Source organism: Pseudomonas sp. MPC6 (assembly GCF_006094435.1).
In the GTDB taxonomy this organism is placed as follows: domain Bacteria; phylum Pseudomonadota; class Gammaproteobacteria; order Pseudomonadales; family Pseudomonadaceae; genus Aquipseudomonas.
This window is the reverse complement of sequence record NZ_CP034783.1, coordinates 5,924,913-5,946,333: the sequence shown is the minus strand read 5'-3', so window position 1 is coordinate 5,946,333 and position 21,421 is coordinate 5,924,913. Positions and strand designations below refer to the sequence as shown.

Genomic DNA, 21,421 nt, shown 5'->3' with positions numbered 1-21,421 from the left:
CGCGCTTCCCGATTGGGTGGCGCGCCTTTTTTATGCGTCTGGCGCGGTCCCCTGCAGGAGCTGGCTTGCCAGCGAAAGCGGTATGCCAGTCAACAAAGATGTCGAATGTCACACCGCCATCGCGAGCAAGCTCGCTCCCGCAGTTTAAGATCTTGCCTGCATCATCGGGGTTGTTTTGCTTCTCATTATCATATAATAATAAATCTCATTACCGAATGAGCCCGGATTATGAGTTCTGCCTTGCACGAGCAGCCCTACCTCGAAAACTGGCGCTGGATGAGCCGCCAGATCCGTTGCGCGATGGACCCCGACGAACCGCGCCTGATCGACCATTACCTGGCCGAAGGCCGGTATCTGGCATGTTGCACGGCAACTTCGCCCTGGACCATCGCCGAAACTTCTTTCCGTTTATTGCTCGATACCGCCGCCGACGTCGCGCTGCCGTGGCACTGGCGGACCTATTGCCTGGATCGGGCCTGGCGTCCGCTGCGCGAACTGGAACGCCTCTCTCTGTGCAAGTGCCGCCTCAAGCGCTGGCAGAGCTACACCTGGCAACTGGCGACCTGCGAGTTGCATCCCTCGATTCCTCTTATTGAACTGGTGCAAGGATTTTCAGATGACCAAGACACGTATTGAGCGCGACAGCATGGGCGAGCTGCAGGTCCCGGTAGACGCGCTTTACGGCGCGCAGACCCAACGCGCGGTGGATAACTTCCCGATCAGCGGCAAACCGATGCCCGTGCAATTCATCCGCGCGTTGATCCTGGCCAAGGCCGCCGCCGCCCGGGCCAACGTCGAGCTCAAGCAAATCAGCGAAGCCCAGGGCCAAGCCATTGTCGATGCGGCCCAAGGCCTGCTCGAGGCTGACTTCATGCAGCACTTCCCGGTGGACATCTTCCAGACCGGCTCCGGCACCAGTTCCAACATGAACGCCAACGAAGTGATCGCCACCCTGGCCAGCCGTCTGCTCGGCGAGCCGGTGAACCCTAACGATCACGTCAACTGCGGGCAGAGCAGCAACGACATTATCCCGACCACCATCCATGTCAGCGCTGCGTTGGCGTTGCATGAGCAATTGCTCCCCGCGCTGCTGCATCTGGTGCAAGTGATCGAGCGCAAGGCCGAGGCCGTTCATCACCACGTCAAGACCGGGCGCACGCACTTGATGGACGCCATGCCGGTGCGCATGAGCCAGGTGCTCAATGGTTGGGCGCAACAGCTCAAGGCTAACATCGGTCATTTGCAGGATCTGCTGCCGAGCCTGCAAGCCCTGGCTCAGGGCGGCACGGCGGTGGGCACCGGGATCAACGCACACCCCGAGTTTGCGGGGCGTTTCAGTCAGCAACTGACCCGGCTGACCCAGGTGCAGTTCACGCCGGGCAAAGACCTGTTTGCGCTGATCGGTTCCCAGGACACTGCGGTTGCGGTGTCCGGGCAGCTTAAAGCCACGGCGGTCTCGTTGATGAAAATCGCCAATGACCTGCGCTGGATGAACTCCGGCCCCCTGGCCGGCCTCGGTGAAATCGAGCTCGAAGCCTTGCAACCGGGTTCTTCGATCATGCCGGGCAAGGTCAATCCGGTGATTCCGGAAGCCACGGCGATGGTCGCGGCTCAAGTGATCGGCAACGACACGGTGATCACCATCGCCGGCCAGTCGGGCAATTTCGAACTGAACGTGATGTTGCCGATCATCGCCCAGAACCTGTTGAGCAGCATCGAGTTGTTGGCCAACTCCAGCCGTCTGCTGGGGGACAAGGCCATCGCCAGCTTCAAGGTCAACGAAGCCCGGCTCAAGGAAGCGCTGTCGCGCAACCCGATTCTGGTCACTGCACTCAACCCGATCATGGGTTACCAAAAAGCCGCTGAAATCGCCAAGAAGGCCTATCAGCAGGGTCGTCCGGTGATCGATGTCGCCCTGGAACACACCGACCTCACACGCGACCAGCTTGAGGTGTTGCTTGACCCGGAAAAACTCACCGCAGGCGGCGTGTAATCACTGTTAACGCTTTGGAGCCCACCATGGAGCACTGGAAACGCACGATCGAAAGAGCCAATCGCTGTTTCATGCTGGGCGAACTGGTCGATGCCCGCGAGGCTTACTTGCAGGCATTGGCCCTGGCCCAGGGCAGACCACGCAGGACCCGCGCCTGGCGCCGGCCTTGCGTGAAGCGGCATGGCGTCAGAGCAGCAAGACCTACGTCGAGCTGCTGAGTTTCATCAGCGAGCACGGCGAGTACCCGCGCAGCCATCGTTTACTGGACATGGATGTCGCCTCACCTGCACCTCTTCATCATGGAGTCCATTGAACATGGCTTTTACCCTGCCTGCCTTGCCCTACGCCTACGATGCCCTGGAACCGCACATCGATGCGCAGACCATGGAAATCCATTACACCAAGCACCACCAGACCTACATCAACAACCTCAATGCCGCGGTGGAAGGCACCGAGTATGCCGAGTGGCCGGTGGAGAAACTGGTGGCAAGCATCCAGCAACTGCCGGAAACACTGCGCGCGGCGGTGATCAATCAGGGCGGCGGCCACGCCAATCATTCACTGTTCTGGGAAGTGATGGCGCCTCATGGCGGCGGTCATCCCGACGGTGCGCTGGCCAAGGCGATCGATGAGCAACCGGGTGGCCTGGACACGTTCAAGGAGGCCTTCACCAAGGCCGCGCTGACCCGGTTCGGCAGCGGCTGGGCATGGCTCAGTGTCACGCCGCAAAAGACGTTGATCGTTGAAAGCAGCGGCAATCAGGACAGCCCGTTGATGAGCGGCAATACGCCAATTCTCGGCCTTGATGTCTGGGAGCACGCTTATTACCTGCGGTATCAGAACCGCCGTCCGGAATACATCAATGCGTTCTACAACGTGATCAATTGGCCACAAGTCAGCGCGCGCTATCAGGCAGCGCTGGCTTGAGTTTTCTATAAAAACCATCCAAGGCTGATTATGGGCACTGAAACACTGGCGATCGGAAGTGGACGAATGTTTCGTTACGCGTTGGGATCGCTGTTGCTGCTGGCGCGGGCATGACGTTATTGGTCGTCCATGGGCTGGCGTGGCTGGACCTGGAGCCGAAACTGTTACGCGCATTGCAAGGCGGGGCGATCTGCGCGCTGGGTACGGCGTTGGGCGCGGTGCCGGTGTTGGTGATTCGGCAGATGCCCCAGGCGGTCAGCGATACGCTGCTGGGCTTCGGCGCCGGGGTGATGCTCGTGGGGACCGTTGAACATCCGGTGATTCCCCCGCGAATCTGGCTGTTTGTGTTTGCCATCATCGCTCACAACATACCGGAAGGCATGGCAGTGGGCGTCTCGGCCGGCGGCGGGATGCCGGATGCCGACAGTTTGGCCATGGGCATCGCCTTGCAGGATGTGCCGGAAGGGCTGGTGATTGCGTTGGTCCTGGCCGGGGCAGGGATGTCGCGGGTCAAGGCATTCCTGATCGGTGCGGCGTCAGGATTGGTCGAGCCGGTCTTCGCGCTGTTATGCGCCTGGCTGGTCAGCCTGGCCGAGATGTTGCTGCCATTGGGGTTGGCGTTGGCGGCGGGGGCCATGCTGTTGGTGGTTACCCATGAAGTAATTCCGGAGTCGCGCCGGCATGGTCACGATAAGCTGGCCAGCCTGGGGTTGCTGGTCGGGTTTTGTTTGATGATGGTGATGGATACGGCGTTGGCGTGAAGAAAGTTTAAGATCAAAAGATCGCAGCCTCGTTGCACTCGACAGCTCCTACAGGTGCAACGAGGCTGCGATCTGTTGACGTTTACTCGCCTTCATCGAAGTAGTTGTTGATCAACGCCACCAGCGCATCCAGCGCTTCCTGTTCCTGCTCGCCTTCCGTGCTCAGATGAATTTTCGTGCCCTTGCCAGCCGCGAGCATCATCATCGCCATGATGCTTTTGCCATCGACCGTAGATTCCGGCGTACGTCCTACCCTGATCGAGCAATCCTTGAACTGACCGGCGACGCCGACAAATTTTGCAGACGCACGGGCGTGCAGGCCCAGCTTGTTGATGATTTCGATTTCCAGAGCAGGCATCGCGATGTGAATCCTTTAGCTGAGGTCGCGGTGGCGGACCTGGACGTTCTTCAGGGTTTTTTGCAGGGCCTGACCCAGACGTTCGGTCAGGTAGACGGAGCGGTGATGCCCGCCGGTGCAGCCAATGGCGATGGTGACATAAGCGCGATTGCTGGCCGCAAAGCGGGGCAGCCACTTGAGCAGGTAGGTAGAAATGTCCTGGAACATTTCTTCGACGTCCGGCTGTGCCGCCAGGTAGTCGGCGACCGGCTTATCGAGCCCGGACTGTTCACGCAACTCCGGCTTCCAGTAGGGGTTCGGCAGGCAACGCACGTCGAACACCAGGTCGGCGTCCACCGGCATGCCGCGCTTGAAGCCGAAGGATTCCACCAGGAACGCCGTACCGGGTTCCGGTTGATTCAGCAGGCGCAGCTTGATGGTATCGCGCAACTGATACAGGTTCAGGTTGGTGGTGTTGACCTTGAGATCGGCGAGGTCGGCGATCGGCCCGAGCAGGGTGGTTTCATCGCTGATCGCTTCCGCCAGTGAGCGGTTGGCGTTGCTCAGGGGGTGACGCCGGCGGGTCTCCGAAAAACGTTTGAGCAAGGTTTCTTCGTCGGCGTCCAGGTACAGGACATCGCACTGGATATGCCGGCTGCGGACTTCTTCCAGCAGCTCGGGGAAGCGCGACAGGTGGCTCGGCAAGTTGCGCGCGTCGATCGACACGGCAACCAGCGGCTGGGCCAGTTCGGTGTGGATCAGTGCACGTTCGGCCAGTTCCGGCAAAAGCCCGGCAGGCAGGTTGTCGATGCAGTAAAAGCCGTTGTCCTCGAGAACATCGAGCGCGGTACTTTTACCTGAGCCGGAACGGCCACTGACGATGATCAAGCGCATGATTACTGACCGTTTTGCTCGTCCAGGACAACCTGATACAAGGCTTCATTGCTCGGGGCGCTGCGCAGCTTTTCGCGTACTTCCTTGCGATCGAGCATGCTGGCGATCTGCCGCAGCAGCTCCAGGTGCGCATCGGTGGCGGCTTGCGGGACCAGCAGTACGAACAGCAGGTCGACCGGGGCACCGTCGATGGCGTCGAAATCGATGGGTGCGTCCAGATGCATCAAGGCACTGACGGGTGCGGTACAGCCCTTGAGGCGACAGTGGGGGATGGCGATGCCGTTGCCAAAACCGGTCGAGCCGAGTTTTTCACGGGCAATCAGAGCCTCGAAGACATCTTGCATCTCCAGATCCGGGACTTCTTTATGGATGAGGTTGGCAATTTGCTCGAGGGCTTTCTTTTTACTGCCGCCCGGCACGTTCACGAGGGAACGGCCGGGGGTCAGGATGCTTTCAAGTCGGATCATGGGTTGGGAGTGTTAACGACCGGTCGCGCCCTGGAGGAGGCTTTGGGTCTTTTCCTTATGCTTTTTGAGTTGTTTATCCAGCTTGTCGGTCAATGCGTCGATCGCCGCGTACATATCGGTATGTTCCGCGTTGGCGACCACTTCATTGCCGGGAATATGCAGCGTGGCTTCGATTTTCTGCTTCAGCTTTTCGACCGTCATCGTGACCTGCACGTTGGTGATCTTGTCGAAATGCCTCTCCAATCGTTCGAGCTTTTCGCCGATGTAGGTGCGAAGAGGTTCGGTCACTTCCAGTTGGTGTCCACTGATGTTGACTTGCATACAGCTTCTCCTTCGTTGCCAGTGCATAAAGCGGCAGGCAGAAATGCCTGCCACTGGAACGCTGTGGCGTGGCTCTACATCAACCGCTTGCGTTCGCTCGAAGGCGCGATCCCGAGGGATTCGCGGTACTTGGCGACGGTGCGGCGAGCCACCTGAATGCCTTGTGCCTCCAGTAAACCAGCGATCTTGCTGTCACTCAACGGCTTTTTCTGATTTTCCGCTGCAACCAGTTTTTTGATGATCGCGCGGATCGCCGTGGACGAGCATTCACCGCCTTCCGAGGTGCTGACGTGGCTGGAAAAAAAGTATTTCAGTTCATAGATGCCCCGGGGGGTATGCATGAATTTCTGCGTAGTCACCCGGGAAATCGTCGACTCGTGCATGCCCACCGCCTCGGCAATGTCATGCAGCACCAACGGTTTCATGGCTTCGTCGCCGTACTCCAGGAAGCCGCGCTGATGCTCGACGATCTGGGTGGCCACTTTCATCAGGGTTTCGTTGCGGCTCTGTAGGCTCTTGATGAACCAGCGGGCCTCTTGCAACTGATTGCGCATGAAGGTGTTGTCGGCACTGGTGTCGGCGCGGCGCACGAAACCGGCGTATTGGGCGTTGACCCGCAGCCGCGGCACCGATTCCTGGTTCAGCTCCACCAGCCAGCGCTCGTTGTCCTTGCGCACGATGACATCGGGGACGACGTATTCGGCTTCGCTGGACTCGATCTGCGAGCCAGGCCGCGGGTTGAGGCTCTGCACCAGTTCGATCACCTGGCGCAGTTCATCTTCCTTGAGCTTCATGCGGCGCATCAGCTGGCTGTAGTCGCGGCTGCCAAGCAGGTCGATGTAATCGCTGACCAGACGCTTGGCCTCGGCCAGCCACGGGGTCTTGGCGGGCAATTGGCGCAATTGCAGCAACAGGCATTCGCCCAGGTTGCGGGCGGCGATGCCGGCGGGTTCGAATTGCTGGATGCGATGCAGGACGGCTTCTATTTCGTCCAGTTCGATGTCCAGTTCCGGGTCGAAGGCTTCGAGAATTTCCTCGAGGGTTTCGTCCAGGTAACCCTGATTGTTGATGCAGTCGATCAGGGTCACGGCAATCAGGCGATCGGTGTCGGACATCGGTGCCAGGTTCAGTTGCCACAGCAGATGGCTTTGCAGGCTTTCACCGGCCGATGTACGGGTGGTGAAGTCCCACTCGTCGTCATCGTTGCTCGGCAGGCTGCTGGCGCTGGTCTGGTAAACGTCCTCCCACGCGGTATCGACGGGCAGTTCGTTGGGAATGCGCTCGTTCCAGTCACCTTCCTCGAGGTTATCCACCGTCGGGGCGGTTTCCTGGTAGGAGGGTTCCGACACGTCGGCATTGGGGAGCTGTTCGGCTTTGTCGGCCAAGGGGTCGGCGTTATCGAAGTCGTCGCCTTCTTCCTGGCGTTCGAGCATCGGATTGGACTCCAGGGCCTCCTGGATTTCCTGTTGCAGGTCCAGGGTCGACAATTGGAGCAGGCGGATGGCCTGTTGCAGCTGCGGTGTCATCGTCAGCTGCTGGCCCATTCTCAAGACTAGCGATGGTTTCATGGCAGGGGCTTAACACCTTATTCGCCGGCGCACATGCGCCATCCACTACAGGGCGCCGGAGCGCCAAACATAAGCAAATTATATGCCCGAAACTTTAGCGTTTGCCTAGAGCGCTGTAACAATAAAAAAGTGTTGATTTTTTATCGAGACAAGCGCTTGAGCGGCAAGGCGGACACCTCAACGCTACAGGCGGAACTCATGGCCCAGATACACTTCCTTGACCAGTTCGTTGGCCAGGATGGTGGCAGAGTCGCCTTCGGCGATCAGTTGCCCATCGTTGACGATGTAAGCGGTTTCGCAGATATCCAGGGTTTCGCGGACGTTGTGGTCCGTGATCAGCACGCCAATGCCCTTGGCCTTGAGGTGGTGGATGATCTGTTTGATGTCGCCCACCGAAATCGGGTCCACGCCGGCGAAAGGTTCGTCGAGGAGGATGAATTTCGGGTTGGTGGCCAGTGCCCGGGCGATTTCCACGCGGCGGCGTTCACCACCGGACAGGCTCATGCCGAGGTTGTCGCGGATGTGGTGGATGTGGAATTCCTGCAGCAGGCTTTCCAGCTCCTTGCGGCGACCGGCCTTGTCGAGTTCCTTGCGGGTCTCGAGGATCGCCAGGATGTTATCGGCTACCGAGAGTTTGCGGAAGATCGACGCTTCCTGCGGCAGATAGCCGATACCGGCTTTCGCGCGACCGTGCATCGGCTGGTGGCTGACGTCAAGGTCGTCGATCAGGACGCGGCCCTGATCGGCCTGTACCAGGCCGACAATCATGTAGAAGCAGGTGGTTTTGCCGGCGCCGTTAGGGCCAAGCAAGCCGACGATCTGACCGCTGTCGATGGACAGGCTGACGTCGCGCACGACCTGGCGGCTCTTGTAGCTCTTGGCCAGATGCTGAGCTTTCAGAGTTGCCATTACTGGGCCTTTTGCTCGTCGGATTTCTTTTTCGGCTGGATCACCATGTCGATGCGCGGGCGTTCTTCGGTGACTTTGGTGCCGGTGGCGCGGCCAGCGTTAGCCAGTTTCTTGACCGTGTCGTAGACGATTTTTTCGCCTTGGGTGACGTTGCCGTCCTTGTCGATGACTTTGGCGCGATCGATCAGCACAACGCGGTCTTGCGAGGCATGGTACTGGATCGTGACGCCATAACCCTGAACCGGCTTGGCGTCGCCGGCAGTCTGCATCTGCTCGAAGTAGGCCAGGTTGCCCACCGAGGTCACCACGTCGACGTCGCCGGAAGCGGTGCGGGTGATGGTCACGGTGTTGCCGGTGACCTTCATCGTGCCCTGGGTGATGATCACATCGCCTTTGTAGGTGGCGATGCCTTGCTTGTCGTCCAGTTGGGCGTCGTCGGCCTGAATGCGGATAGGCTGGTTTCTATCGTCCGGCAGAGCCCAGGCGCTCACGCTTCCCAGTGCTGCGCCCAGACTGAGCAAAATAGGGAGGGTTTTAACGAGCCTCATACTGTCCTCTTACGTTCGATAGCAGGTGTATCCTGCTTTCTTTCAAATACGCTTTCATGCCCGTGCCGGTCGACACGCCACCAGCGCCGTCGATTCTAACGGGTTGCACGGTCTGCGCATATTGCTGCTGCGGGAACACGGTCATGCGACTGCTGGTGATAATGGTCGTGCGCTTTTTTTCGTCGGTGCGGGCGATACGTACCGAGTCGATCAGTTCGACTTCGGTTCCGCCGGAATTGACTTCGCCGCGTTCGCTCTGCACATGCCACGGAAACTCGGTGCCGCGGAACATGTTCAGGTCAGGTTTGCTGACCAGCGTCACATCAGTGGCCTTGAGGTGTTCGACCTTGTCGGACGTCATGTCGTACTGCAATTTGCCGTCTGGCAGGTACTGCACGCTATGGGTGTTGGTCGCGTACCAGTCGATCCGGGTTTCATCGGCCTTGGCCACCGGCTTGTCGAGGAACCGCTCCGGACTGATGTTCCAGTAGCCGACCGCCGCGAAAAGGGCGGCGATGCAGCCGAACACCAGGAAATTGCGAATCTTTTTGCTCAGCATAGTGGGCTCACAGGTACGCGGCGTTGGCCGCATCGAGGCGGTCCTGGGCGCGCAGGATCAATTCGCAGAATTCGCGAGCGGCACCTTCGCCACCACGGGCCTGGGTGATGCCGTGGGCGTGTTCGCGCACGAAACTGGCGGCACTGGCCACCGCCATGCCCAGGCCGACGCGGCGAATGACCGGCAGGTCCGGCAAGTCGTCGCCGAGGTAGGCAACCTGTTCATAGCTTAGGCCGAGTTTGGCAAGAAGCTCGTCGAGCACCACCAGTTTGTCTTCGCGACCCTGGTACAGGTGTGGAATGCCGAGGTTCTTCGCGCGTCGCTCGACCACCGGGGTCGTGCGCCCGCTGATGATAGCGGTCTGCACGCCGGCTGCCATCAACATCTTGATGCCCTGGCCGTCGAGCGTGTTGAAGGTCTTGAATTCGCTGCCGTCTTCCAGGAAGTACAGGCGTCCGTCGGTCAGTACGCCGTCGACGTCGAATACCGCCAGTTTGATGCGCTTGCCGCGTTCCAGCAGGTCGGTCGTCATTACATTACTCCTGCACGCAGCAGATCGGACAGGTTGAAGGCGCCGATCGGACGGTCCTCCTTGTCCACCACCACCAGTGCGTTGATTCGATGGTCTTCCATGATTTTCAGGGCTTCGGCGGCCAGCATTTCAGCGCGAGCGGTCTTGCCGTGAACGGTCATGACCTGGTCGATGGTGGCGTGATGGATGTCGATGGCGCGGTCCAGGGTGCGGCGCAAATCGCCGTCGGTGAAGATCCCGGCGAGTTTGCCATCGGCTTCGAGAATCACGGTCATGCCCAGGCCTTTGCGGGTCATTTCCATCAGCGCGTCCTTGAGCAGGGTGCCGCGCTGGACCTGCGGCAGTTCCTGTCCGGCGTGCATGACGTTTTCGACTTTCAGCAGCAGGCGTCGGCCAAGGGCGCCGCCGGGGTGGGAAAAGGCGAAATCTTCAGCGGTAAACCCGCGGGCTTCGAGCAGCGCGACGGCCAGGGCATCGCCCATGACCAGGGCCGCGGTGGTCGACGACGTCGGTGCCAGGTTCAACGGGCAGGCTTCGTGCTCGACGTGCACGTTGAGGTTGACCTCGGCAGCCTTGGCCAGCGGCGAGTCGGGGTTGCCGGTCATGCTGATCAGTTGGATGCCCAGGCGCTTGATCAGTGGCAGCAGGGTCACGATTTCATTGGTCGAACCGGAGTTCGACAGGGCCAGGATGATGTCATCGCGGGTGATCATGCCCATGTCGCCGTGGCTGGCTTCGGCCGGGTGCACGAAAAAAGCCGTGGTGCCGGTGCTGGCCAGGGTGGCGGCAATCTTGTTGCCGATGTGCCCTGACTTGCCCATGCCGACCACGACCACGCGGCCTTTGCTGGCCAGAATCATCTCGCAAGCGCGTACGAAATCCGCGTCGATACGGGGCAACAAGCCGGTGACGGCTTCCAGTTCGAGGCGGATGGTGCGTTGTGCAGACTGAATCAGGTCGCTGGATTGGCTCATGTCGGAAATCGTATAGCCTGATGAAAAGGCGGCGATTATAGCGGTAATGATCGAAACCCTCACGCAAGTTCGTCGCGCTTTGTCACTCCCTGTTACTTAATCCCATCAAATACACGCTTTTACCCTGCCGGGTTGCTGAACATGAACCGGCTTGGGCCTTGGGCGCTTGGCCTTTGCAGTGATATAGTTCGCCGCCAGTTCGGCCCTGCCCGGGGAGGCATGTGCTTTCGCAAGAAAGCCAGGCGTCCGAGTGAGAGGCTGCATCGCAAGGAGTTTAGATGAGTGCCGATAACGCCTACGCGGTCGAGCTGAAGGGACTGACCTTCAAGCGCGGTGCGCGCAGCATTTTCAATAACGTCGATATCCGTATACCGCGCGGCAAGGTCACCGGCATCATGGGGCCTTCCGGGTGTGGCAAGACCACACTGTTGCGTTTGATGGGTGCCCAATTGCGCCCGACCAAGGGCGAAGTCTGGGTCAACGGCCAGAACCTGCCGAAGCTGTCGCGCAGCGACCTGTTCGATGCTCGCAAGCACATGGGCGTACTGTTCCAGAGCGGCGCGCTGTTCACCGATCTCGATGTGTTCGAGAACGTCGCCTTTCCGCTACGGGTTCATACCGAGCTTCCGGAAGAAATGATCCGGGACATTGTACTGCTCAAATTGCAGGCCGTGGGCTTGCGTGGCGCCATCGACCTGATGCCCGACGAACTGTCCGGCGGCATGAAGCGCCGTGTCGCGCTGGCCCGGGCGATTGCCCTCGATCCGCAGATCCTCATGTATGACGAGCCCTTTGTCGGTCAGGACCCGATCGCCATGGGCGTACTGGTGCGCCTGATCCGCCTGCTCAACGATGCGCTGGGCATCACCAGTATCGTGGTGTCCCACGACCTCGCCGAGACAGCGAGCATTGCCGACTACATCTATGTGGTGGGTGACGGGCAGGTATTGGGGCAGGGCACGCCTGACGAACTGATGAATTCCAGTGAACCCCGTATCCGTCAGTTCATGACGGGGGACCCTGACGGACCGGTCGCCTATCACTTTCCAGCGACGGATTACCGCGCAGATCTTCTGGGGAAGCGTTGATGCGCAAGATTTCACTGCTAGAACGAGTGCGCCGCTTCGGCCATTCCGGCATCGATGTGCTGGCCGTGTTTGGCCGTTCGGCGATATTCCTGTTTCATGCCCTGTTCGGCCGCGGCGGTATCGGCGGCGGTTTCGGGCTGCTGGTCAAGCAACTGCATTCGGTGGGCGTGATGTCCCTGGTGATCATCGTGGTCTCCGGGGTGTTCATCGGCATGGTGCTGGCGCTGCAAGGGTTCAACATCCTGTCCAGCTATGGATCGGAGCAGGCGGTCGGGCAGATGGTTGCGCTGACGTTGCTGCGTGAACTGGGGCCGGTGGTCACCGCCTTGCTGTTCGCCGGGCGCGCAGGTTCGGCCCTGACGGCCGAAATCGGCAACATGAAGTCCACCGAGCAATTGTCCAGCCTGGAAATGATCGGTGTCGATCCGCTCAAGTACATCATCGCCCCGCGCCTGTGGGCCGGCTTCATTTCCCTGCCGGTGCTGGCGATGATCTTCAGCGTGGTGGGTATCTGGGGTGGTTCGTGGGTGGCCGTCGACTGGCTGGGGGTCTATGAAGGCTCCTACTGGTCAAACATGCAGAACAGCGTGACCTTTGCCGACGATGTGCTCAACGGCATCATCAAAAGCATCGTCTTCGCCTTTGTCGTGACCTGGATCGCCGTATTCCAAGGCTATGACTGCGAGCCCACTTCCGAGGGGATCAGTCGTGCCACTACCAAGACCGTGGTGTATGCCTCTTTGGCAGTGCTCGGCCTGGACTTTATTCTGACCGCCTTGATGTTTGGAGATTTCTGATGCAAAACCGCACCCTGGAAATCGGTGTCGGCCTTTTCTTGCTGGCTGGCATCCTGGCTTTGCTGTTGCTGGCGTTGCGGGTAAGTGGCCTGTCCCCGAGCGCAACGACCGATACGTATAAACTTTATGCCTATTTCGACAATATCGCCGGTTTGACGGTCAGAGCTAAAGTGACCATGGCCGGTGTGACCATCGGCAAGGTCACGGCGATCGATCTGGACCGCGACAGTTTCACCGGCAGAGTGACCATGCAGCTTGAAAAATCGGTGGATAATCTGCCGACCGACTCCACTGCATCTATCCTGACCGCTGGCCTGTTGGGCGAGAAGTACATCGGTATCAGCGTGGGCGGCGAAGAAGGCTTGCTCAAGGATGGTGGAACTATCCACGACACCCAGTCGTCGCTGGTGCTCGAGGACCTGATCGGTAAATTCCTGCTCAATACCGTTAGCAAAGAAGCCAAATGAGGAGTTTTTGAATGATCTCTACCTTGCGACGTGGCCTGTTGATATTGCTTGCGGCCTTGCCGTTGATGGCTAACGCAGTGGCGGCGCCGTCGGCGCACGATCTGATAAAGGACACCACGACCCGGATGCTGGCAGATCTGGCGGCCAACAAAGACAAGTACAAACAGGATCCGTCAGATTTTTATACGGCACTGAATACTATCGTGGGACCCGTTGTGGATGCCGAGGGCATTTCCAAGAGCATCATGACGGTCAAGTACTCGCGCAAAGCCACGCCCGAGCAAATGAAGACGTTTCAGGAAAACTTCAAAAGAGGCCTGTTCCAGTTTTATGGCAATGCCTTGCTCGAATACAACAACCAGGGCATCACCGTCGATCCTGCCAAGGATGAGTCGGGCGACCGTACAAGCGTTGCCATGACGGTCAAGGGCAGCAGCGGTTCGGTCTATCCTGTGTCCTACACACTCGAGAAAATCAACGGCGAGTGGAAAGTGCGCAACGTGATCATCAACGGTATCAACATCGGCAAGCTGTTCCGTGATCAGTTCGCTGACGCGATGCAGCGCAATGGCAACGACCTGGACAAGACCATCAATAATTGGGCCGGTGAAGTCGCCAAAGCCAAGGTCGCCACCGAGAAACAAGCGCCGGCGAAGCAAGCCCAATGAGTGTGTCGGCCATTCGCATGAACAACGCCGGCGAGTTGCTGCTCAGCGGCATGCTGGACTACCGCACCGGCCCCGGCCTGCGCAAGCAGGGCCAGGCGCTGATCAAGTCCAGCAAGGCGGCTACATTGGTAGTCGATTGCTCGGCGGTGTTGAAGTCCAGCAGTGTCGGCTTGTCGCTGTTGCTATGCTTCATGCGCGATGCAGAGGCGGCCGGCAAGGCGTGGAGCATCCGTGGGATGCCGGAAGACATGCGCGAAATCGCTCAGGTCAGCGAATTGACCGAGCTGTTGGCGCAACCCTAACCAGCATCTATGAACAAGCCCCCCGTCAGAGTCCTGCTTAGCGGGGTTCGCAGGCGCGGGGCTTTTTTGTATGATGTCCGACCCGCGCGCACAGGGCGCCGATTGAGGTTGAGCATGCAGGCCACCGAAGTAAAGAGCTTCCTTGAAGGAAAGCTGCCCGGAACGTTGGTAGAAGTTGAAGGCGAAGGCTGCAACTTTCAGCTGAACGTGATTAGCGATGAACTGGCGGCGTTGAGCCCGGTGAAGCGTCAGCAGCAGATCTATGCCCATTTGAACCCATGGATCACCGATGGCAGCATCCATGCGGTCACTATGAAATTTTTCAGCAGCGCGGCCTGGGCCGAGCGCACCTGAGCCCAAGGGCGTCGAGATTCTTATGGATAAATTGATTATTACCGGTGGCGTTCGTCTTGATGGCGAAATCCGCATCTCCGGGGCAAAGAACTCTGCCCTGCCGATCCTGGCTGCCACCTTGCTGTGCGATGGCCCGGTGACCGTGGCCAACCTGCCGCACCTGCACGACATCACCACCATGATCGAGCTGTTCGGTCGCATGGGCATCGAGCCGGTGATCGACGAGAAGCTCAGCGTCGAAATCGACCCGCGCACCATCAAGACCCTGATCGCCCCGTACGAACTGGTTAAAACCATGCGTGCGTCGATCCTGGTGCTGGGCCCGATGGTTGCCCGTTTCGGTGAAGCCGAAGTCGCACTGCCTGGCGGTTGCGCCATCGGTTCGCGTCCGGTTGACCTGCACATCCGCGGCCTTGAGGCCATGGGCGCAGTCATCGACGTCGAAGGCGGCTACATCAAGGCCAAGGCGCCTGAAGGCGGCCTGCGCGGTGCGCACTTCTTCTTCGATACCGTCAGCGTGACCGGTACCGAAAACATCATGATGGCCGCCGCACTGGCCAAGGGCCGCAGCGTGCTGGCAAACGCCGCTCGCGAACCTGAAGTCATCGACCTGGCGAACTTCCTGAACGCCATGGGCGCCAAGATCACTGGCGCCGGCACCGACACCATCACCATCGATGGCGTCGAGCGTCTGCACCCGACCACTTACAAGGTGATGCCCGACCGTATCGAGACCGGCACCTACCTGGTGGCCGCAGCGGTCACCGGCGGTCGTGTGAAGGTCAAGGACACGGATCCGACCATCCTTGAAGCCGTCCTCGAAAAACTCCGCGAATCGGGTGCCGAAATCACCTGCGGCGAAGACTGGATCGAGCTGAACATGCACGGCAAGCGGCCAAAAGCGGTCAACGTGCGTACGGCGCCGTACCCGGCGTTCCCGACCGACATGCAGGCACAGTTCATCTCCCTCAACGCCATTGCCGAAGGCACCGGTGCCGTGATCGAGACGATCTTCGAAAACCGCTTCATGCACGTTTACGAACTGCACCGCATGGGCGCCAAGATCCAGGTCGAAGGCAACACCGCCATCGTCACCGGTACCGAGAAGCTCAAGGGCGCGCCAGTGATGGCCACCGACCTGCGTGCATCGGCCAGCCTGGTCATCTCGGCGCTGATCGCCGAAGGCGACACCCTGATCGACCGCATCTACCACATAGACCGTGGTTACGAGTGCATCGAAGAGAAACTGCAGATGCTCGGCGCCAAGATCCGCCGCGTACCGGGCTAGTTTCTGCTGCAGGGGCACAGGGACGTGCCCGTTGGTTTCGTTTCAAGTCGAGCCTGTTTCAGGCTCGATGTGTGTCCGGCGCCATTTGCGACCGGGCATCAGTAGCCTGATAAGGACTGACGTTTCCCATGTTGACCATCGCACTGTCCAAGGGCCGCATCCTTGACGACACCCTGCCGCTTCTGGCTGAAGCGGGCATCGTGCCGACCGAGAATCCGGACAAGAGCCGCAAGCTGATCATTCCCACGACCCAGGCCGATGTGCGCCTGCTGATCGTGCGCGCCACCGATGTGCCGACTTACGTCGAGCATGGTGCCGCCGACCTCGGTGTCGCCGGTAAAGATGTGCTGATGGAATACGGCGGCCAGGGTTTGTACGAGCCGCTGGATCTGCGTATTGCCCTCTGCAAGCTGATGACCGCTGGCCGTGTCGGCGATGTCGAGCCCAAGGGCCGGTTGCGGGTGGCGACCAAGTTCGTCAACGTTGCCAAGCGCTACTATGCCGAACAGGGCCGTCAGGTCGACATCATCAAGCTCTACGGCTCGATGGAACTGGCTCCGCTGATCGGTCTGGCGGACAAGATCATCGACGTGGTCGACACCGGCAACACCCTGCGCGCAAACGGCCTGGAGCCGCAGGATTTCATTGCCGACATCAGCTCTCGCCTGATCGTCAACAAGGCGTCGATGAAAATGCAGCACGCCCGTATCCAGGCGTTGATCGACACCCTGCGCAAGGCAGTGGAGTCTCGACACCGCGGCTGATTCACCTGCGCGACGCTGAGTCGCGCCGTCTATCCGCCTCATAGCCAGAATTCTCAGGTGCCCAAGCGGATCGAATGTTAGCTTCGGGCGCCTGAGTTTTTGCCAATTCTATGAGGCTCTCGCTATGACCGCACCGACTGCAATTCGCCGACTCAACGCTGCTGACCCGGATTTCGCACATCATCTGGATCATCTGCTGAGCTGGGAAAGTGTGTCCGACGACTCGGTCAATCAGCGCGTGCTGGACATCATCAAGACCGTGCGTGAGCGTGGCGATGCGGCGCTGGTGGACTACACCCGGCAGTTCGACGGCCTGGACGTTGCCTCCATGGCCGACCTGATCCTGCCGCGCGAGCGCCTGGAACTGGCCCTGACGCGGATCACCGTGCCCCAGCGCGAAGCCCTGGAAAAAGCCGCGTCCCGCGTGCGCAGCTACCACGAAAAGCAGAAGCAGGACTCCTGGAGCTACACCGAAGCCGATGGCACGGTGCTGGGCCAGAAGGTCACGCCGCTGGATCGCGCCGGTCTGTACGTACCCGGTGGCAAGGCGTCGTATCCGTCCTCGGTACTGATGAACGCGATTCCGGCCAAGGTGGCCGGCGTGACCGAAGTGGTCATGGTCGTGCCGACTCCCCGCGGTGAAATCAACGAGCTGGTGTTGGCCGCGGCCTGCATCGCCGGTGTCGACCGCGTCTTCACCATCGGTGGCGCGCAAGCGGTCGCCGCGCTGGCTTATGGCACCGAAAGCGTGCCGAAGGTCGACAAGGTGGTCGGGCCGGGCAACATCTATGTCGCCACCGCCAAGCGCCACGTGTTCGGCCAGGTCGGTATCGACATGATCGCCGGCCCCTCGGAAATCCTCGTGGTGTGCGACGGCAAGACCGATCCGGACTGGATCGCCATGGACCTGTTCTCCCAGGCCGAGCACGACGAAGACGCCCAGGCGATCCTGGTCAGCCCGGACGCCGAGTTCCTCGACCAGGTCGCCGCCAGCATCGCCAGACTGCTGCCGACCATGGAGCGCGCCGAGATCATCGAAACCTCGATCAACGGCCGCGGCGCGCTGATCAAGGTCCGCGACATGGACCAGGCCATCGAAGTGGCCAACCGCATCGCGCCGGAACACCTGGAGTTGTCGGTCGCCGATCCGCAAGCCTGGCTGCCGCAGATCCGTCACGCCGGCGCGATCTTCATGGGCCGTCACACCTCGGAAGCCCTGGGCGACTACTGCGCCGGTCCGAACCACGTGCTGCCGACTTCCGGCACTGCACGGTTCTCCTCGCCGCTGGGTGTGTACGACTTCCAGAAACGCTCGTCGATCATCTTCTGCTCCGAGCAGGGTGCGTCGGAGCTGGGCAAGACCGCTTCCGTGCTGGCCCGTGGCGAGTCGTTGACCGCCCACGCGCGAAGCGCCGAATACCGCATCGTTGACGAAGACTTTCCACAAGGGCAGGGGAACTGAACATGAGCAAATTCTGGAGCCCGTTCGTCAAGAATCTGGTGCCTTACGTACCGGGCGAGCAGCCGAAACTGGCCAAGCTGGTGAAGCTCAATACCAATGAAAATCCGTACGGTCCATCGCCCAAGGCCCTGGCGGCGATGCAGACCGAACTGAACGACAATTTGCGCCTGTACCCGGACCCGAACAGCGATCTGCTGAAAAACGCAGTCGCCAGGTACTACGGGGTACAGAGCAATCAGGTGTTCCTCGGCAACGGTTCCGATGAAGTCCTGGCGCACATCTTCCACGGTCTGCTGCAACACGATCAGCCGCTGCTGTTCCCGGACATCAGCTACAGCTTCTACCCGGTCTACTGCGGGTTGTACGGCATCGCCTTCGACGCCGTACCGCTGGACGCGCAGTTCCAGATCAATCCGACCGACTACGCCAAACCGAACGGCGGGATCATTTTCCCTAACCCGAACGCGCCGACCGGCTGCCTGCTGGCGCTGGAAGCGGTCGAGCAAATCCTCAAGGCCAGCCCGGACTCGGTGGTCGTGGTGGATGAGGCTTATATCGATTTTGGTGGCGAGACGGCGATCACGCTGGTGGACCGTTACCCGAACCTGCTGGTGACTCAGACCCTGTCCAAGTCCCGCTCTCTGGCCGGGCTGCGGGTGGGTCTGGCGGTCGGCCATCCGGACCTGATCGAGGCACTGGAGCGGATCAAGAACAGCTTCAACTCCTATCCGCTGGATCGCCTGGCGATTGTCGGCGCGACGGCAGCATTCGAAGATCGCGAGCACTTCGACAAGACGTGCCGGTGGGTGATCGAGAGTCGCGACAAGGTGGTCGGGCAATTGCAAGCGAAGGGCTTTGAAGTGTTGCCGTCAGCGGCGAACTTCATTTTTGCTCGCCATCCGCAACACGATGCAGCGGGCCTGGCGGCGAAGTTGCGCGAGCAGGGTGTGATCGTGCGGCACTTCAAGCAAGAGCGGATTGCCCAGTTCCTGCGGATCAGCATTGGTACGCCTGAGCAGAACCAGGCGCTGATCGACGGCCTGGCCGACCTCTAAACCACACCGCGGTCCCTGTAGGAGCGTGGCTTGCCCGCGAAGGCATTCTACCAGTCAACATCATCGTTGAATCTGATGGCCTCTTCGCTGGCAAGCCAGCTCCTACAGGGATTTGTGTTGCTGCTTACTCTTCTTCTTTCTCTTTGGCCGGCGCCGGTGCAGGCGGCGGACGCAGTCCGACTTCCGCCACGAGCTTGAGCTCCTTGCCGTTGCGCATCACCTCAATCGTGACCTTGTCGGTCGGCTTGATCCGCGCCACCTGGTTCATCGAACGACGGCCATCGCCAGCCGGTTCGCCATCGATGGCGAGGATCACATCGCCCAGTTGCAGGCCGGCCTTCTGCGCCGGGCCATCACGGAAAATCCCCGCCACTACGATTCCCGGACGCCCGGACAGACCAAAGGACTCCGCCAGTTCCTGGGTCAACGGCTGCACTTCGATCCCCAGCCAGCCGCGGATCACCTGGCCGTGCTCGATGATCGACTTCATCACGTCCATGGCCAACTTGACCGGAATCGCGAAACCGATGCCTTGCGAACCGCCGGACTTGGAAAAGATCGCCGTGTTGATGCCGGTCAGGTTGCCGTTGGCATCCACCAGCGCGCCGCCGGAGTTGCCCGGGTTGATCGCCGCATCGGTCTGGATGAAGTCTTCGTAGTTGTTCAAGCCCAGCTGATTACGCCCGGTGGCACTGATGATGCCCATGGTCACGGTCTGGCCGACGCCGAACGGGTTGCCGATGGCCAGGGCCACGTCGCCGATGCGGATATTGTCGGAACGGCCGACGGTGATCGAGGGCAGATGCTTCAAGTCGATCTTCAGCACCGCGAGGTCGGTTTCCGGGTCGCTGCCAATCACCCGGGCCAGGGTTTCCCGGCCATCCTTGAGCGCCACCACGATCTGGTCGGCACCGCTGGTCACATGGTTGTTGGTCAGCAGGTAGCCTTCCGGGCTCATGATCACGCCCGAACCGAGGCTCGACTCCATGCGCTTCTGCTTGGGCGAGTTGTCGCCGAAAAAGCGCCGGAACTGCGGATCCTCGAACAGCGGATGGTTCGGTTTGTTGATGACCTTGGTGGTGTACAGGTTGACCACCGACGGCGCGGCCGTGGTCACCGCATCGGCATAGGACACCGGGCCCTGTTGCATGATGGTGGTTTGTGGGGCTTGCTGCAGGTTGACGTCGAGGCTCGGGAGCCCGACCCACTGCGGGTAACGCTGGATGATCAATAGAGCGATAAGCACGCCGGCCAACAGCGGCCAGCCGGAAAAACGCAGCGCCTTGAGCATTAAGCACGTCCTGAAAGGTTGCAGGCGGTATGAGACCGCCCATAATGTCGCGCATTATACGAGGCCAAGCGCGCCTCCGAACGGGATATTTAGGAGTCTTTTATGGCCGTCGCCCTGAGCACCCTGGTCGAAGAAGCCGACCGTTACCTGAACAGTGCCAAGATTGCCGATTACTGCCCCAACGGCTTGCAGGTCGAAGGCCGGCCGCAGGTGATGCGCATCGTCAGTGGCGTCACCGCCAGCCAGGCGTTGCTCGACGCCGCGGTGGAGGCCAACGCCGATCTGGTGCTGGTGCATCATGGCTATTTCTGGAAGGGCGAGAATCCGTGCATCACCGGCATGAAGCAGCGTCGGTTGAAGACGTTGCTCAAGCACGATATCAGCCTGCTGTCCTACCACCTGCCGCTGGATCTGCACCCGGAAGTCGGGAACAACGTGCAGCTTGCTCGTCAGTTGGACATCACTGTCGAAGGCCCGCTGGACCCGGACAACCTCAAGGTTGTCGGCCTGGTCGGCTCCTTGAACGAACCGCTGACACCGCGGGATTTCGCCCGTCGCGTGCAGGAAGTCATGGGCCGCGAGCCATTGCTGATCGAAGGCAGCGAGATGATTCGTCGGGTGGGTTGGTGCACCGGTGGCGGCCAGGGTTACATTGACCAGGCGGTGTTGGCCGGCGTCGACCTGTACCTGTCCGGCGAAGCCTCCGAGCAAACCTTTCACAGCGCCCGGGAAAACGACATCAGCTTCATCGCCGCCGGTCACCATGCCACCGAGCGCTATGGCGTGCAGGCGTTGGGCGATTACCTGGCACGGCGTTTTGCCTTGGAACATATCTTCATCGATTGCCCGAATCCGATCTAACCCGGATTGCGGGTATATGAACCCCTGCAGGAGCTGGCTTGCCAGCGAAGACGTTCTTGAGAACGCCGCAAGATTCAAGGCCGCTTTCGCTGGCAAGCCAGCTCCTACAGGGGGTCTGCAGCACCCAAACGAGGGGGTATATTCATATACCCTTTCGATCTAGTTAGCGTCCTGATTAGAAGAGGTCGCTGTGCTAGGATTCCTCGCTCGAACACGGCCCGCTGGCCGTCCATA

General features: G+C 60.2%; 25 protein-coding genes and 2 pseudogenes. 16 read left to right on the top strand and 11 right to left on the bottom strand.

Annotated features, from left to right (window positions below; all coding sequences use genetic code 11):
* Positions 1–228: 228 nt before the first annotated feature.
* The 5 genes and pseudogenes from ELQ88_RS29715 to ELQ88_RS29695 all read left to right on the top strand — a co-directional run bounded on the left by ELQ88_RS29715 (position 229) and on the right by ELQ88_RS29695 (position 3,681).
* Positions 229–636 (top strand): FagA protein, encoded by a 408-nt coding sequence (locus tag ELQ88_RS29715; RefSeq protein ID WP_138969099.1) that lies wholly within the window; start codon positions 229–231, stop codon positions 634–636.
* Positions 617–1,993, top strand: a complete 1,377-nt coding sequence (locus ELQ88_RS29710) for a class II fumarate hydratase (RefSeq protein ID WP_138969098.1) — start codon at positions 617–619, stop codon at positions 1,991–1,993. Before ELQ88_RS29715 ends, ELQ88_RS29710 begins: the two co-directional genes overlap by 20 nt.
* A gap of 26 nt (positions 1,994–2,019) precedes the next feature.
* Positions 2,020–2,306, top strand: a pseudogene (locus ELQ88_RS29705) (hypothetical protein).
* A 2-nt stretch (positions 2,307–2,308) separates the two neighbouring features.
* Positions 2,309–2,920, top strand: coding sequence for a superoxide dismutase (locus ELQ88_RS29700; RefSeq protein WP_138969097.1), 612 nt, complete (start codon positions 2,309–2,311; stop codon positions 2,918–2,920).
* 30 nt (positions 2,921–2,950) lie between these two features.
* A pseudogene (locus ELQ88_RS29695) lies at positions 2,951–3,681 on the top strand (ZIP family metal transporter).
* A gap of 82 nt (positions 3,682–3,763) precedes the next feature.
* Here ELQ88_RS29695 and ELQ88_RS29690 read toward each other — a convergent pair.
* From ELQ88_RS29690 to ELQ88_RS29645, 10 genes are all read right to left on the bottom strand, one after another.
* Positions 3,764–4,039, bottom strand: a complete 276-nt coding sequence (locus tag ELQ88_RS29690) for an HPr family phosphocarrier protein (protein WP_128873010.1) — start codon at positions 4,037–4,039, stop codon at positions 3,764–3,766.
* Positions 4,040–4,054: 15 nt separating this feature from the next.
* Positions 4,055–4,912 (bottom strand): RNase adapter RapZ, encoded by an 858-nt coding sequence (gene rapZ / locus ELQ88_RS29685; RefSeq protein ID WP_128873009.1) that lies wholly within the window; start codon positions 4,910–4,912, stop codon positions 4,055–4,057.
* A 2-nt stretch (positions 4,913–4,914) separates the two neighbouring features.
* Positions 4,915–5,379: a PTS IIA-like nitrogen regulatory protein PtsN gene (ptsN, locus tag ELQ88_RS29680; RefSeq protein ID WP_128873008.1), complete on the bottom strand. Its 465-nt coding sequence runs from the start codon at positions 5,377–5,379 to the stop codon at positions 4,915–4,917.
* Positions 5,380–5,391: 12 nt separating this feature from the next.
* Complete coding sequence (gene raiA / locus ELQ88_RS29675) at positions 5,392–5,700, bottom strand: ribosome-associated translation inhibitor RaiA (protein WP_007941242.1); 309 nt, start codon at positions 5,698–5,700, stop codon at positions 5,392–5,394.
* A 74-nt stretch (positions 5,701–5,774) separates the two neighbouring features.
* Positions 5,775–7,268 carry an RNA polymerase factor sigma-54 gene (locus ELQ88_RS29670; RefSeq protein ID WP_128873007.1) on the bottom strand — a complete coding sequence of 498 codons (1,494 nt, stop codon included), beginning with the start codon at positions 7,266–7,268 and terminating at the stop codon, positions 5,775–5,777.
* A gap of 183 nt (positions 7,269–7,451) precedes the next feature.
* A complete protein-coding gene (gene lptB / locus ELQ88_RS29665; protein WP_128873006.1) occupies positions 7,452–8,177 on the bottom strand; it encodes an LPS export ABC transporter ATP-binding protein in 726 nt (241 codons plus the stop codon).
* On the bottom strand, positions 8,177–8,725 hold the full coding sequence (lptA, locus tag ELQ88_RS29660; protein WP_128873005.1) for a lipopolysaccharide transport periplasmic protein LptA: 549 nt from the start codon (positions 8,723–8,725) through the stop codon (positions 8,177–8,179). Before lptA ends, lptB begins: the two co-directional genes overlap by 1 nt.
* Positions 8,712–9,284 carry an LPS export ABC transporter periplasmic protein LptC gene (gene lptC, locus ELQ88_RS29655; RefSeq protein WP_128873004.1) on the bottom strand — a complete coding sequence of 191 codons (573 nt, stop codon included), beginning with the start codon at positions 9,282–9,284 and terminating at the stop codon, positions 8,712–8,714. Before lptC ends, lptA begins: the two co-directional genes overlap by 14 nt.
* A 7-nt stretch (positions 9,285–9,291) precedes the next feature.
* The gene (locus ELQ88_RS29650; RefSeq protein WP_128873003.1) at positions 9,292–9,816 is read right to left on the bottom strand and encodes an HAD family hydrolase; all 525 of its coding nucleotides are present in this window, start codon (positions 9,814–9,816) and stop codon (positions 9,292–9,294) included.
* Positions 9,816–10,790 (bottom strand): KpsF/GutQ family sugar-phosphate isomerase, encoded by a 975-nt coding sequence (locus tag ELQ88_RS29645; RefSeq protein WP_128873002.1) that lies wholly within the window; start codon positions 10,788–10,790, stop codon positions 9,816–9,818. The genes ELQ88_RS29650 and ELQ88_RS29645 overlap by 1 nt, the downstream gene beginning before the upstream one ends.
* Before the next feature lie 278 nt (positions 10,791–11,068).
* Between ELQ88_RS29645 and ELQ88_RS29640 the strand changes: the two genes are divergently transcribed.
* From ELQ88_RS29640 to hisC, 10 genes are all read left to right on the top strand, one after another.
* Positions 11,069–11,878, top strand: a complete 810-nt coding sequence (locus ELQ88_RS29640; protein ID WP_128873001.1) for an ATP-binding cassette domain-containing protein — start codon at positions 11,069–11,071, stop codon at positions 11,876–11,878.
* On the top strand, positions 11,878–12,675 hold the full coding sequence (gene mlaE / locus ELQ88_RS29635; RefSeq protein WP_128873000.1) for a lipid asymmetry maintenance ABC transporter permease subunit MlaE: 798 nt from the start codon (positions 11,878–11,880) through the stop codon (positions 12,673–12,675). Before ELQ88_RS29640 ends, mlaE begins: the two co-directional genes overlap by 1 nt.
* On the top strand, positions 12,675–13,142 hold the full coding sequence (mlaD, locus tag ELQ88_RS29630; RefSeq protein WP_128872999.1) for an outer membrane lipid asymmetry maintenance protein MlaD: 468 nt from the start codon (positions 12,675–12,677) through the stop codon (positions 13,140–13,142). Before mlaE ends, mlaD begins: the two co-directional genes overlap by 1 nt.
* An 11-nt stretch (positions 13,143–13,153) precedes the next feature.
* Positions 13,154–13,810, top strand: coding sequence for an ABC transporter substrate-binding protein (locus tag ELQ88_RS29625; RefSeq protein WP_128872998.1), 657 nt, complete (start codon positions 13,154–13,156; stop codon positions 13,808–13,810).
* A complete protein-coding gene (locus ELQ88_RS29620; RefSeq protein ID WP_128872997.1) occupies positions 13,807–14,112 on the top strand; it encodes an STAS domain-containing protein in 306 nt (101 codons plus the stop codon). Before ELQ88_RS29625 ends, ELQ88_RS29620 begins: the two co-directional genes overlap by 4 nt.
* Positions 14,113–14,226: 114 nt before the next feature.
* On the top strand, positions 14,227–14,466 hold the full coding sequence (locus tag ELQ88_RS29615; RefSeq protein ID WP_128872996.1) for a BolA family protein: 240 nt from the start codon (positions 14,227–14,229) through the stop codon (positions 14,464–14,466).
* A 22-nt stretch (positions 14,467–14,488) separates the two neighbouring features.
* Entirely contained in the window at positions 14,489–15,754 is a 1,266-nt protein-coding gene (gene murA / locus ELQ88_RS29610; RefSeq protein ID WP_128872995.1) for a UDP-N-acetylglucosamine 1-carboxyvinyltransferase, read from the top strand.
* Between the two features lie 128 nt (positions 15,755–15,882).
* The gene (gene hisG / locus ELQ88_RS29605) at positions 15,883–16,518 is read left to right on the top strand and encodes an ATP phosphoribosyltransferase (protein ID WP_007901570.1); all 636 of its coding nucleotides are present in this window, start codon (positions 15,883–15,885) and stop codon (positions 16,516–16,518) included.
* Between the two features lie 124 nt (positions 16,519–16,642).
* On the top strand, positions 16,643–17,980 hold the full coding sequence (gene hisD / locus ELQ88_RS29600) for a histidinol dehydrogenase (protein WP_128872994.1): 1,338 nt from the start codon (positions 16,643–16,645) through the stop codon (positions 17,978–17,980).
* 2 nt (positions 17,981–17,982) lie between these two features.
* Complete coding sequence (gene hisC, locus ELQ88_RS29595; protein WP_128872993.1) at positions 17,983–19,035, top strand: histidinol-phosphate transaminase; 1,053 nt, start codon at positions 17,983–17,985, stop codon at positions 19,033–19,035.
* Between the two features lie 124 nt (positions 19,036–19,159).
* Here the strand turns inward: hisC and algW are convergent, their stop codons facing one another.
* Positions 19,160–20,326 carry a Do family serine endopeptidase AlgW gene (gene algW, locus ELQ88_RS29590; RefSeq protein ID WP_138969096.1) on the bottom strand — a complete coding sequence of 389 codons (1,167 nt, stop codon included), beginning with the start codon at positions 20,324–20,326 and terminating at the stop codon, positions 19,160–19,162.
* Between the two features lie 102 nt (positions 20,327–20,428).
* Between algW and ELQ88_RS29585 the strand changes: the two genes are divergently transcribed.
* Positions 20,429–21,187 carry a Nif3-like dinuclear metal center hexameric protein gene (locus ELQ88_RS29585; protein ID WP_128872991.1) on the top strand — a complete coding sequence of 253 codons (759 nt, stop codon included), beginning with the start codon at positions 20,429–20,431 and terminating at the stop codon, positions 21,185–21,187.
* Positions 21,188–21,421 lie beyond the last annotated feature (234 nt).